Source organism: Phytopseudomonas flavescens (genome assembly GCF_900100535.1).
In the GTDB taxonomy this organism is placed as follows: Bacteria; Pseudomonadota; Gammaproteobacteria; order Pseudomonadales; family Pseudomonadaceae; genus Aquipseudomonas; species Aquipseudomonas flavescens.
Genome location: NZ_FNDG01000001.1, coordinates 358,712 through 371,083, shown reverse-complemented (window position 1 = coordinate 371,083; position 12,372 = coordinate 358,712). Strand labels below are relative to the sequence as shown.

The following is a 12,372-nucleotide window of genomic DNA, read 5'->3' as shown; positions in this document are numbered from 1 at the left end:
AATACTTCGTATGCATGGCGTGCAAGCAGTCCCTATACCCCCAGGCGCGTCAGCGGCAGCCCGGCGATCTGGTCGGCGAGCTGGGCATCGCTGCGCTCGATCTGCTCGACCATGGCCCGCGCCAGGGGAGACAGTGCCCGGCCGACACGACTGACGATGCCGTAGCGGGTGTTGTGCTCGTCCAGGTGGCTGGGCAGGTCATGCACCGTGAGGACCTGCAGCGCTTCGCCGAGCAGGTAGTCCTCCAGGTTGACCGGGTTGGCGATGCCGATGGCATCGGAGTGCCGCACCAGGGTGAGCAGGGCATGGCTGCATTCTGATTCCACCGCCGGGGTGAAGTCGCGCCGGCCGCTGTATTCGCTGAGTACCTTGCGGATGTTCGGCGGCCGGAAGGTGGTCGCCAGCGGGTAGCTGAACAACTGCGCGCAGCTGACGCTCGGCTGGCTCGCCAGGGGGTGGCCGATGCGGCAACAGAAGTGCCATTTCTGTGGCCGCAGGCGAGTGATGCGGTAGTCCGGGTCGGCCTCGAAGCGGCGCGTGTCGGCAACGAAGAATTCGATCTCCTCGGCGATCAGGCGCTTGTTCAGTTCCTGCCAGTTGTCGACCTGGAATTTCACCCGGGCCCTGGGGTAGTCGCCGATGAAGCGTGCCACCGCCCGCGGGATCAGCTGCGCGGCCGGCGCCGGGCCGCTGCCGAACAGCAGGGCGCCGGTGTCGGCGTCGCTGAAGCGGCTGATTTCGTTGTTCAGGTCATGGGCGTCGCGCAGCAGGCGGCGGGCATGTTCCAGCACCACCAGGCCCTGTTTGGTGGGCGGCAGCTGCTTGCTCGCCCGGTCCACCAGCTGGAAGCCCGCCGCGTGCTCCAGGGCCTGGATGCTACGGCTGAAGGCCGACTGGGAAAGGCTCACCGCCTCGGCCGCAGCAACGAAGCTGCGGTGCTCGGCAAGGGCGACGAAATGGCGGAGTTGGCGAAGATCGATATGCATGTTCTACATCGAAAGATTCGGTCGAATGCAATTGCTGCAACGGCTCGTGGCTCTTTATAAAGGGTGGCGCTTATTACGAAAACTTCGAATTAAGCATAAATAAATACCTTTAAAGAATATAAAAGGTCCGCCCGCGCTCGATTCGCCTCCGCCATACGGCAGCGCTCACGGCAACGCAGCTCGCGTTGAAGCGTAAACAGACCCTAGGAGCCACACATGAAATCCACTCATCCCGAGCGCGTCGCCGTCCCATCGATTGTCCTTAAACCCCTGGTCGCCGCCCTGCTGCTCGGCTCCGCCGGCCTGGCCCTGCAAGCGCGTGCCGACGACGCCGCCAGTGGCAGCGCCCAGACCTCGGCCGAGAATGGCACGGCCCTCGGCACGGTCACCGTCAATGCCCGGCGCCGCGAGGAAAGCGCCCAGTCGGTGCCGACGCCGATCAGCGTGCTCGGCGGCGAAACCCTGGAGAACCAGCGCATCTACCGGGTGCAGGACATCCAGCAACTGGTGCCCAGCACCAGCGTCGCCTACGTGCATGCGCGGCAGTCGAGCATTTCCATCCGTGGCCTGGGCAACAACCCGGCCAGCGACGGCCTGGAAGGCAGCGTCGGGGTGTACTTGGACAACGTCTACCTCGGCCGCCCCGGCATGGCCGTGTTCGACCTGCTCGATGTGGAACAGATCGATGTACTGCGAGGGCCCCAGGGCACGCTGTTCGGCAAGAACACCACCGCCGGCGTGCTCAACATCACCACCCGCAAGCCGACCTTCACCCCGGAGCGCAGCATCGAGACCTCGCTGGGCGAAGACGGTTATTTCCAGACCAAGGGCAGCCTCTCCGGGCCGTTGAGCGACACCCTGGCGGGGCGCTTTTCGGCCTACCGCACCCGCGATGACGGCTACGTGGACAACCTGTACAACGGCGACACCCTCAACGGTGGCGCCCGCCAGGGCTTTCGCGGGCAACTGCTGTTCGGGCCCAGCGACACCTTCAACCTGCGCTGGATCGGCGAATACAACGAAGAAGATTCCAACAACGGCATTCTCTCGCTGTACAGCACCGGCCCGACCATCAACGGGGTGAATCGCTATGAGCAGCGCGCTGCCGCGGCCGGCGCGACCCTGGTCTACGGCAAGGATGGCAAGGTCAACCTGGATTCCGACCAGCAGGTCACGGTGTTCCAGGGCGGCACCTCGGTGGAGGCCAACTGGACGTTGCCCAACGATTTCACCCTGACCTCCATCAGCGCCTACCGCTGGTGGGACTTCACCCCGCGCAACGACGATGGCCTCAACGTATCGGCGTCGATCAACGCCGGTGTCGCGGTGCGTGACAAGCAGTATTCCCAGGAAATCCGCCTGGCATCGCCGAGTGGCGGCGCCTTCGACTACGTACTGGGTGCCTACTACTTCAAGCAGGACCTGGATAACCGCTCCTTCAACCAGTACGGTCCGCTCGCCGACATCTGGAACGGTACCGCCAGCGGCGCGCTGGCCAATGTCAGCAGTGTCGGCAAGGGGCATATCGATACCGACAGCTATGCGCTGTTCGCCCAGGGCACCTGGCACCTGACCGAGCGGCTCGACTTCACCGCCGGCATCCGCGGCACCTACGAGGAGAAGCAGGCCTGGGTCACCCGTGACGCGCCCACGGGCGGCGCGGCGGTCAGTGGCGCGGCGGCCGCGCAACGCCAGGCGCGGCATGGCGCGTTCGATTCCGGCGACCTGAGCCAGCACAGCTTCAGTCCTTCCGGCCTGCTCAGCCTGAGCTACCAGTTCAATCCGCAACTGCTCGGCTATGCCTCGCTGTCCCACGGTGAAAAGTCGGGCGGCGTCAACCTCACCGTAGGGGCCGCGCCAACCGCCGGTGTCGACTCGTTGCTGGTCGGCACCGAACGGGCCAACAACGCCGAGCTGGGGTTCAAGAGCACCCTGCTCAACAGCAGCCTGCTGCTCAACGCCAACCTGTTCTGGACCGAGGTCAATGGCTACCAGGCCAACGCCTATGATCAAGTGACCCGTACCCAGTACCTGACCAATGCCGGCTCGGTGCGCTCGCGGGGCGTCGAGGCCGAGGCCACCTGGAAGCCGCTGCGCGGGCTCACCCTGAATGCCAACGGCTCGTTCAACGACGTGCGCTACACCGACTACGAGGACGCGCCGTGCGCGCCGGAGGTGGCGTTCCAGGCCGGTGCGCCGGCGTCCTGCGACCTGACCGGCCACCAGGTGGTGGGGGCCTCGAAGTGGATCGCCAACCTCAACGGCAGCTACCAGTGGAACCTGGCCAACGGGCTGCAACCCTACGTCAACGCCAGCTACGCGTTCCGTTCCCGGGCCGTGGGCACCATCGATGACTCCGAGTACGGGCAGATCCCCAGCTATGCGCTGATCAACCTGTCCACCGGCCTGCGCGGCGACCTGGCCGATGGGCAGTGGGACCTGTCCCTGTGGCTGAAGAACGCCGGCGACAAGACCTATTTCACCAGCCTGTGGAACAGCGCCAACGGCGGCTATGCCGGCGTACTCGGTACCCCACGCACCCTGGGCGTGACCGCTCGCTACGATTTCTGAGGACGAACCATGAAGACCCTCACGCTGGCGTTCGCCGGCCTGCTGCTCGCCGGCGCCGCGTACGCCGCGCCCAGTGTCTACCCCACCGGGGTCACCCGCTATGACCCCCAGCGGGCCTGGAACGGCTACCTGATCTTCAGCGCTGCCGACCAGCAGACCCGCCTGATCGACATGAACGGCAACCTGGTGCGCCACTGGCCCCATCGCGGTTTTCCCGCCGCGGTGATCGACCCGGCGGTCAACCACGGGCGGCGTGGCGATGTACTGCTGCAGACCGCCGAAACCGCGAAGAAAGATCCGCGTGCCTTCGGCAACGGCCTCAACAACCAGGCCATCGGTGTGCTCGACTGGGATGGCAAGCTGCGCTGGCAGTGGTCGCAGCAGGCCCCCGGTGGCGCCGCACAGCAGCACCATGACTGGCAGCGGCTGGCCAACGGCAACACCCTGGTGCTGGCCAACACGCTGCATCGCATTGCCGGCTTCAGGCTCGACGAGTCGATCGACGACGTGATCTACGAAGTCGATCCGCAGGGCAAGGTGGTTTGGCGCTGGCTGGCCTCCGAGCACCTCGAGGAGTTCGGTTTCAGCGAGCAGCAGCTCGCGCTGGTGCGCGCCACCGACAAGGCCGATGTGCTGCACCTGAACAACCTCAAGGTGCTCGGCCCCAATCCCTGGTACGAACGGGGCGACCCGCGTTTCCACCCGGACAACCTGATCATCGATTCCCGAGAAGCCAACTTCATCGCCATCATCGACAAGCAGACCGGCAAGGTGGTGTGGCGGCTCGGTCCGAACTACCCGAAGCTGGATCCTCGCAACACCACGCTGCCACGCCCCGTGGACCAGTTGGCGGGCTTGCACGATGCCAACCTGATCGGCAAGGGCCTGCCCGGCGCCGGCAATATCCTGGTGTTCGACAACCAGGGCGGTTCCGGCTACCCACCGGTGGCGGCCAGCGTCATCAGCGGTTCGCGGGTGGTGGAAATCGATCCGCAGAGCAAGCGCATCGTCTGGCAGTACAGCGCCGCCGATTCGGCGCAGCCGCTGTGGGCCTTCAACAGCACCTTCATCAGCAGCGCCCGGCGCCTGCCCAACGGCAATACGCTGATCGCCGAAGGCATGTTCGGGCGTTTCTTCCAGGTCACCCCGAGCGGTGACATCGTCTGGGAATACGTCAGCCCCTACTTCGGCGCCGCACCCGGCTCCAGCGCCCGCTCGAACTGGTCCTACCGCGCCACCCCGGTGCCCTACGACTGGGCACCGGAGGGCACGCCACGCAGCGAGAAGCCTGTCACCGCGCCTGCCCTGAGCGATTTCCGCATTTCCCACTGACCCCACCATGGTGGACGGCGCCTAGGCGTCGTGCGCCAGTTCCGGAGACTCCATGAGCCAGCATGATCGATCCACTGCCCAGCAACCCGACGCCGCGCTCCCCGAGGGCGCCTGCCTGACCGCCGGCATTCCCGACACGACGGTCAGTCGTCTCGGCGCCATCGTTCTCAACCCCTACGGCATCGCGCCGCTCACCGCGCTGATCCGCGACGGCGGCCAGACCCTGCGCGATGCCCGGGTGCGGGTGCTTGGCCGCGGCGAGCACGGCGTCGACATCCACTACCCGGTCAGCGACAAGGCGCTGTGGACCCACGGTGGCATCCCGGTGTTCGGGCTCTACCCCGAACACCGCAACGAGGTAGAGGTGGCCTACACCCTGGGTGGCGAGCGCATCCGCGAGCGCTACACCCTCTACGCGCCGGCCGTGCGCCTGCCTGCCGTGGCGTCCCAGCAGGCGGCGCTGCCGCAGGTCGAGCCGGTTCAGGTGGACGCCGCACTGAAGCAGCGCCTGTACCTGTTCAACCACCTGCTCACCGAGTTGCCGGGGGTCAACCGCCAACTGAAGTGGAACGCCCAGGGTGGCGCCGCCGAGTGGGATTCGGTGGGCATCAACTGGATCACCGACAGCCAGGGCGAGGTGCGCTGGTACCTGGACATCGAGCGCCTGCACGACTCGACCCGGATCGACGGCCTGGGCGCCAGCATGGGCTTCCAGCAGACCGCCGACGGCAAGCTGATTTGGGGCCAGGGCCAGCGCTACTTCAAGCATGATCTGCTCGGCCGGCCGGTGTGGGAGCGGCGCCTGCCGGGCAAGTTCGCCGATTTTTCCCATGAGATCCGCCAGACCGCCAAGGGCACCTACCTGCTGCGCGTCGGCAGCAGCGACTACCGCCGCGACGACGGCAAGCAGGTGCGCTCGGTGCGCGACCAGATCATCGAACTGGATGAATCCGGCGAGGTAGTGGATTTCTGGGACCTGGGGCGAATCCTCGACCCGTATCGTGCCCAGCTCCTGCATACCCTGGGCAAGGCCGCGGTATTGCTGCCCGAAGACGTACGCGCGGGCGACAGCCTTGCCGCCAACGAGGCGCTGGAAGGCGACGGCCTGCCATTCGGCGACGTGCCGGGGGTGGGCATCGGGCGCAACTGGGCCCACGTCAATTCCATCGCCCATGACCCGGTGGACGACGGCATCATCGTCTCGGCGCGCCACCAGGGGGTGGTGAAGATCGGCCGCGACAAGCAGGTCAAGTGGATTCTCGCCGCCCCCCAGGGCTGGCGCGCCGGCCTGCAGGACAAAGTGCTGACGCCGGTCGATGCCCAGGGCCAGCCCCTGGCGCAGGACGCGCAGGGTCGCTACGCCGGGGGCTTCGACTGGTCCTGGACGCAGCACACCGCCTGGCTCAGCGGCAAGGGCACGCTGACCGTGTTCGACAACGGCTGGGGCCGCGATTTCGCGCCGACGCGCCTGGAAGGCAACTACAGCCGCGCGGTGGAATACCGCATCGACGAGGCCCGGGGCACCGTCGAGCAGCTCTGGGAATATGGCAAGGAACGCGGCGACGACTGGTACAGCCCGATCACCTCGGTGGTGGAGTACCGCGCCGACAGCGACACCCAGCTGATCTACTCGGCCTCGGTCAGCTACCTGACCCGCGAGAAGCTGACTCGCCCGGTGCTCAGCGAGGTGAAGTACGGCACCCAGGAGGTCCTGGCCGAATACCGGGTCACCAGCCTGCAGCCGGGCAACGTCGGCTACCGGGCCCTGGTGATCGACCTGGACAGGGCCTTCTGAAGCTGTTGGCGATCTTCGTGCGGCACCTTGGCCGCAATGGCCCCGCCCGTTGCCACGGGCGGTTGCTGACCAGGATCGTGAAGCGCTTGTGAGAGCGAGCAGGGCGGACAACGCCTCTCTGCCCACCACGGCGAACACCGCCCGTAGCCCGTGGTCTGGCCGGGGAATGGCCCCTGCGCCGTTCAAGGCATCAGGCTGCGGCGAAACGCCGGGTCGTCCAGGTAGGCGACGTTGAGCCGCGTCCAGGGCACCGGGGTGCGGCGGTCGACGGCGAAGATCGCGCCCGGCGCGAGCATCACGCCCTGGGCCAGGCAGTGCCGGGTCAGGGCATTGGCGTCGTCGATGCCGGGCAGGCGTGCCCACAGGTAGAGGCTCTGCTGCGGCCGGCAGAATACCTCGGCACCCAGTTCGTCGAGCACCTCGAGCCCGCGTTGCGTGGCGGCGCGCAGGCGATCCTGAAGGCGTGACAGGTGACGCAGGAAATGCCCTTCGCCGAGGATCACCTCGATGGTGCGCTCGCTGTATTCGGCGCCGCTGTTGTGCAGCAGCATCTTCAGGTCGGCCAGTTCCTCGATACGCTGTTTGCTGCCGGCGATGAAGCCGACGCGCAAGGCGGCGGAAATCGACTTGGAGAAACTGCCCAGGTACAGGGTGCGCTCGCACTGGTCCAGCGCCGTGAGTTTCATCGCCGAGCTGGGCTTGAAATCGGCCATGGCGTCGTTCTCCACCAGCAGCAGATCGTGGGCCTCGGCGATTTGCAGCAGGCGGTGGGCCTTGGCCGGTGACAGGTCCGAGCCGGTGGGGTTATGGCCCACCGACTGCAGGAAGAACAGCCTGGGCTTTTCTCTTTTCAGCAGCCGTTCCAGTGCATCCAGGTCCGGGCCGTCGGCCTCCCGCGGTACGCCGAGCATGCGTGCGCCCTGCAACTGCAATTTGCCGAACAGCGGGTAATAACCCGGGTCTTCGACCAATACCGGGTCGCCGGGAATGACGTAGCGGCGGATGATCAGGTCCATGCCGTGGTTGGCGCCCAGGGTGGTGACCAGTTGCCGCGGCGAGACCGCGATGCGGTAGTCCGCCAGCTTCTGCGCCAGGCGCTGGCGCAGGCCAGGGTTGCCCAGCCGCGTGCCGTAGCGGAACAGGGTGGCGACGCCGCCGCGCACCACCTGGCGGTGGAATTTGTCCAGGCGCATGTCCATCAGCCATTCCACCGGCGGAAAGCCTTCGCCCAAGTGCGAATGGCCGGGGTCGCGGACGAACTGCTGGCGCATCATCCAGATGGTGTCCAGGGCCCGGGTATAGGGCTGTGATTCGTCTTCCTCGACGCTGACGCTGACGCTCCCGCAGACGAAGAACCCCTTGCCGTGTCGGGCCTCCACCAGCCCCTGTGAGGCCAGGTGCTCGTAGGCGGTGATCACCGTGTTCTTGGAGTGTCCGTGCAGACGCATGTACTCGCGCAGCGAGGGCAGCTTGCTGCCCGCCTGCAGGGCACCATCGGCAATCTGCCTGGCGATGGCATCGGCGACTTTCTGGGCGAGGGTCTGTCTGGGCATGGCGCAAATCCTGGGTACAGGAATGAAGTGTCCGGGCAAACTGTACCTTCTTTCAGGGATACAGTGAGGCTAACGTTCGCCTCAACCAAGAACAAACGACTCCCCGAGGAGCGCCCATGTCGATCGATTCCCGCCTGCCCGATTTCCGCAACCTGTCCCCCTCGCAACGTCTCGAGCAGGTGCAGCGCCTGCTCGGCCTGTCCGCCATCGACACGGCGCTGCTCAGTGCTCCCGGTGCGCTGCCACTGGAGATCGCCGACGGCATGATCGAGAACGTGATCGGCACCTTCGAGCTGCCCTATGCGCTGGCCAGCAACTTCCGCATCAACGGCCGGGAGATGCTGATCCCGCTGGTGGTGGAGGAGCCTTCGGTGGTCGCCGCGGCCTCGTTCATGGCCAAGCTGACCCGCCCGGCAGGTGGCTTCCAGACCTCCAGCAGTGCACCGCTGATGCGTGCTCAGGTGCAGATCATCGGTGTCAGCGACCCCTGCAACGCGCGCCTCAGCCTGCTGCGCAACAAGGACGAGATCATCACCCTGGCCAACAGCAAGGATCAGTTGTTGAACAGCCTGGGCGGTGGTTGCCGTGACATCGAGGTGCACACCTTCATCGACAGCCCTCGCGGGCCGATGCTGGTCGCGCACCTGATCGTCGATGTGCGCGACGCCATGGGCGCGAACACGGTGAACACCATGGCCGAGGCGGTGGCGCCGCTGATGGAACAGCTCACGGGCGGCAAGGTGCGCCTGCGCATCCTCTCCAATCTCGCCGATCTGCGCCTGGCCCGTGCCCAGTTGCGGATCGCCCCGGAACACCTGGATACCGCCAACTACAAGGGCACGGAGGTCATCGAGGGGGTGATCGATGCCTATACCTTCGCGGCTATCGACCCGTACCGCGCCGCGACCCACAACAAAGGCATCATGAACGGCATCGACCCGCTGGTGGTGGCCACCGGCAACGACTGGCGGGCCGTGGAGGCGGGTGCCCATGCCTATGCCTGCCGCAATGGCCATTACGGCTCCCTGACCACCTGGGAGAAGGATCGCGACGGCCACCTAGTGGGCACCCTCGAGATGCCCATGCCGCTCGGCCTGGTCGGCGGCGCCACCAAGACCCATCCACTGGCGCAGCTGTCGTTGCGCATTCTGGGCGTCAAGAGTGCCCAGGAATTGGGCGAGATCGCCGTCGCCGTCGGCCTGGCGCAAAACCTCGGGGCCTTGCGCGCCTTGGCCACCGAAGGCATCCAGCGCGGCCACATGGCCCTGCATGCGCGCAATATCGCGCTGTCGGCCGGTGCCCGTGGCGATGAGCTGGACTGGCTGGTCAAGCGCATGGTCGAGACCCGGGACGTACGTGCCGACCGCGCCGAGGCGTTGTTGCGCGAAAAGCGCGGGCAATGAGCATGCGTGCGGTCAGGCTGGTGGAGGTCGGCGCTCGCGACGGCCTGCAGAACGAAGCCCTGACCCTGCCGGTCGAGGTGCGCGTGGCGCTGATCGAGCGGCTGGTCGCGGCCGGTGCCTTCGTGTCGCCGCGCTGGGTGCCGCAAATGGCCGACTCCGATCAGGTGCTGCGCCGCCTCGGCCAGCGCCCGGGGGTGACCTATACGGCGCTGGTGCCCAACCTCAAGGGGCTGGATGCTGCACTGCAGGCAGGGTGCCGGGAGGTGGCGGTATTCGCCGCCGCTTCCGAGGCGTTTTCGCAGAAGAACATCAACTGCTCCATCGCCGAAAGCCTGCAGCGCTTCGAGCCGGTACTGGGCAAGGCGCTGGAACAGCGCGTGGCGGTACGCGGCTATGTTTCCTGCGTGCTGGGTTGCCCATTCAGTGGTGAGGTGCCGGTGGCGGAGGTGGTGCGGGTCGCCCGCGAGCTGCATGCCATGGGTTGCTACGAGATCAGCCTGGGCGACACCCTCGGCACGGGCACGCCAGGCAAGGTCCGGGCGTTGATCGACGCCTGCGCCAGCGAGGTGCCGATCACGGCACTGGCCGGGCATTTCCACGACACTTACGGCATGGCGGTAGCCAATGTTCAGGCCGCCCTGGAGGCCGGCGTGCGGGTGTTCGACAGTTCGGTTTCCGGCCTGGGTGGCTGCCCGTATTCGCCCGGCGCCTCCGGTAATGTGGCAACCGAGGAGCTGGTTTATCTGCTCGAGGGCCAGGGCCTGGCAACCGGCGTGGATCTGCCGGCACTGCTCGAGGCCGGTGCTTTCATCGACGCGGCGCTGGGCAAACCGTCGGCTTCGCGGGTGGCCAATGCCCTGCGTAAAAGGGCGCATTGACCGAACAGGACAACAACCCGGAAAGGGTACGGCCAGCCGCGACAGCCATCAGGTCGCATTGCCCGGATCACTCCGTCAACTCACTGTCCCAGCGTACATAAGCTGTCCCATGGCGGCGCCCCGGCGGCGATGTACCGACACAGGAGAACCCATGAATTCACTGACCGATGCACTGGCGAGCTTCGCCAGAACGGCCGGCCCCCTGAAGGGCGTGACCATCCTCGACCTGACGCGCGTCGTCGCCGGCCCCTACTGCGCCATGCTGCTGGCCGACATGGGCGCCACGGTGATCAAGATCGAGAACCCCGCCGATCCCGACCTTACCCGAGAGTTTCCGCCGCTCAACCGCAATAGCGGCGAGCCAGTGAGTGGATTCTTCGCCCAGTTCAACCGCAACAAGATGGCGGTCGGTCTGGACCTGAAGAAGGCCGAGGGAAAGGCCACCTTCCTGGACATGGTGCACAAGGCCGATATCGTCATCGAGAACTTTCGGCCCGGCACCATGGCCAAGCTGGGGCTCGGCTACGAGGTGCTCAGGGAGATCAACCCCGCCATCGTGTTCACCGCCATCAGTGGCTTCGGCCAGTACGGCCCGAACTCGCTGCGGCCAGCGTTCGACAGCAGTGCTCAGGCCAGCGGTGGGCTCTGGTCCATGAATGGCACGGTGGAGGAACCGATGCGCGTGGGCACGGTGCTGGGTGATCTGTCCGCTGCGCTGTATGCCGCCATCGGTACCCTCGGTGCGCTGCGTGAAGCGGAGCGCACCGGCCTCGGCCAACTGGTCGACGTATCGCAGCAGGACTCGATCGTCTCGCTCACCGAGAACGCGCTGGTGACCTTCACCGAAACCGGCAAGGTCACGGTGCCCGAGGGCAATGGCCATCCGTTCGTGCGCCCCTACGGGCGCTACGCCTGCAAGGATGGCTACGTGTTCTTCGGTGCCTACACCGACAAGTTCTGGCGCGAGGCCTGCCTGACCTTCGGTGACCAGGCGCTGGCCAGCGACCCCGAGGTCGACAGCATGGCCAAGCGCTTCGAGACCGACGTCTACCTGCGCAAGGTCAAGCCTGCCGTGGAGCGCTGGCTCGGCGCCCACACCAAGGCCGAACTGGAAGCCATGACGGGTGATCGTTTCCCATTGTCGCCAATCAAGAGCATCGATGAAGTGGTGGCCGATCCCCACCTGCGCGAACGCGACATGGTGGTACCCGTCGACTGCCAGGGTGCCCGCTTCGAGGTCTTCGGCAACCCGATCAAACTCTCCGGTGGCACCCTGGAGCGCGGTGCCAGCGCACCCTCGGTCGGCCAGCACAACGCGTCCATCTATCGCCAGTGGCTGGGCCTGGATGAAGCCGAATACGCCGAGCTGGTCCGGCTGGGGGTGATCTGATGGCGGAGCTGATCAGCGATGCGGCGCGGCGCAGTATCGGTACCTCGCTGCCGCCGTCGCGTTTCGAAGTGAACCGTAACGACATCCGCAAGTACGCGGTGGCCACCGGGCAGCGCCAGCGCCGTTATCTCGATGGCGACGAAGCGCCGCTGCTGTTCCTGTTCAGCGCGACGATGCCGGTGCTGCCACTGGAGCAGCTGCTGGAAGACGGACACAAGCCCGACGACCCGCTGATTCCCGAGTTGCCGCTCAAGCGCATCATGGCTGGCGGCAGCGAATATCAGGTGCACCGCAGGATCTTCGCCGGCGACGTGCTGCTGTGTCGGCAGACCCTGCTGGACATCTACCAGAAACAGGGCGCCGAAGGGCCGCTGATCTTTCTGGTGTTCGAGAACCGTTTTGAAACCGAATCGGGCGAGCCGGTCGTGACCGAACGCCTGACCCGGATCGCGAGGTGAGCATGG

At 66.2% G+C, this 12,372-nt stretch carries 9 protein-coding genes; 7 read left to right on the top strand and 2 right to left on the bottom strand.

Annotated elements, in window-relative coordinates:
* Positions 1 to 32 precede the first annotated feature (32 nt).
* A complete protein-coding gene (locus BLR94_RS01770) occupies positions 33 to 986 on the bottom strand; it encodes a LysR family transcriptional regulator (protein ID WP_084305681.1) in 954 nt (317 codons plus the stop codon).
* Between the two features lie 216 nt (positions 987 to 1,202).
* Here BLR94_RS01770 and BLR94_RS01765 point away from each other — a divergent pair, with 216 nt between their 5' ends.
* Genes BLR94_RS01765 through BLR94_RS01755 form a run of 3 tightly spaced genes read left to right on the top strand, consistent with a single transcriptional unit; the run spans position 1,203 to position 6,684 of the window.
* Positions 1,203 to 3,557, top strand: a complete 2,355-nt coding sequence (locus BLR94_RS01765) for a TonB-dependent receptor (RefSeq protein WP_084305679.1) — start codon at positions 1,203 to 1,205, stop codon at positions 3,555 to 3,557.
* Positions 3,558 to 3,566: 9 nt separating this feature from the next.
* Positions 3,567 to 4,889, top strand: a complete 1,323-nt coding sequence (locus tag BLR94_RS01760) for an arylsulfotransferase family protein (RefSeq protein WP_084305677.1) — start codon at positions 3,567 to 3,569, stop codon at positions 4,887 to 4,889.
* A gap of 52 nt (positions 4,890 to 4,941) precedes the next feature.
* Positions 4,942 to 6,684: an aryl-sulfate sulfotransferase gene (locus BLR94_RS01755; RefSeq protein ID WP_084305675.1), complete on the top strand. Its 1,743-nt coding sequence runs from the start codon at positions 4,942 to 4,944 to the stop codon at positions 6,682 to 6,684.
* Between the two features lie 182 nt (positions 6,685 to 6,866).
* On the opposite strand, the gene BLR94_RS01750 is transcribed toward BLR94_RS01755, so the two are convergent.
* Positions 6,867 to 8,237 carry an aminotransferase-like domain-containing protein gene (locus tag BLR94_RS01750; protein ID WP_084305674.1) on the bottom strand — a complete coding sequence of 457 codons (1,371 nt, stop codon included), beginning with the start codon at positions 8,235 to 8,237 and terminating at the stop codon, positions 6,867 to 6,869.
* Positions 8,238 to 8,353: 116 nt separating this feature from the next.
* On the opposite strand from BLR94_RS01750, the gene BLR94_RS01745 reads away from it, so the two are divergent.
* From BLR94_RS01745 to BLR94_RS01730, 4 genes are all read left to right on the top strand, one after another.
* Entirely contained in the window at positions 8,354 to 9,640 is a 1,287-nt protein-coding gene (locus BLR94_RS01745) for a hydroxymethylglutaryl-CoA reductase, degradative (protein WP_084305672.1), read from the top strand.
* On the top strand, positions 9,637 to 10,518 hold the full coding sequence (locus tag BLR94_RS01740; RefSeq protein ID WP_084305670.1) for a hydroxymethylglutaryl-CoA lyase: 882 nt from the start codon (positions 9,637 to 9,639) through the stop codon (positions 10,516 to 10,518). Before BLR94_RS01745 ends, BLR94_RS01740 begins: the two co-directional genes overlap by 4 nt.
* Before the next feature lie 151 nt (positions 10,519 to 10,669).
* Entirely contained in the window at positions 10,670 to 11,908 is a 1,239-nt protein-coding gene (locus BLR94_RS01735; protein WP_084305668.1) for a CaiB/BaiF CoA transferase family protein, read from the top strand.
* On the top strand, positions 11,908 to 12,366 hold the full coding sequence (locus BLR94_RS01730; protein WP_084305666.1) for an FAS1-like dehydratase domain-containing protein: 459 nt from the start codon (positions 11,908 to 11,910) through the stop codon (positions 12,364 to 12,366). The genes BLR94_RS01735 and BLR94_RS01730 overlap by 1 nt, the downstream gene beginning before the upstream one ends.
* Positions 12,367 to 12,372 lie beyond the last annotated feature (6 nt).

Excerpts from the sequence above, each read along its gene's own strand:
- BLR94_RS01730 (WP_084305666.1), top strand. The coding sequence starts at position 11,908 with ATGGCGGAGCTGATCAGCGATGCGGCGCGGCGCAGTATCGGTACCTCG.
- BLR94_RS01745 (WP_084305672.1), top strand. The coding sequence starts at position 8,354 with ATGTCGATCGATTCCCGCCTGCCCGATTTCCGCAACCTGTCCCCCTCG.
- BLR94_RS01755 (WP_084305675.1), top strand. The coding sequence starts at position 4,942 with ATGAGCCAGCATGATCGATCCACTGCCCAGCAACCCGACGCCGCGCTC.
- BLR94_RS01750 (WP_084305674.1), bottom strand. The coding sequence starts at position 8,237 with ATGCCCAGACAGACCCTCGCCCAGAAAGTCGCCGATGCCATCGCCAGG.
- BLR94_RS01740 (WP_084305670.1), top strand. The coding sequence starts at position 9,637 with ATGAGCATGCGTGCGGTCAGGCTGGTGGAGGTCGGCGCTCGCGACGGC.
- BLR94_RS01765 (WP_084305679.1), top strand. The coding sequence starts at position 1,203 with ATGAAATCCACTCATCCCGAGCGCGTCGCCGTCCCATCGATTGTCCTT.
- BLR94_RS01770 (WP_084305681.1), bottom strand. The coding sequence starts at position 986 with ATGCATATCGATCTTCGCCAACTCCGCCATTTCGTCGCCCTTGCCGAG.
- BLR94_RS01760 (WP_084305677.1), top strand. The coding sequence starts at position 3,567 with ATGAAGACCCTCACGCTGGCGTTCGCCGGCCTGCTGCTCGCCGGCGCC.
- BLR94_RS01735 (WP_084305668.1), top strand. The coding sequence starts at position 10,670 with ATGAATTCACTGACCGATGCACTGGCGAGCTTCGCCAGAACGGCCGGC.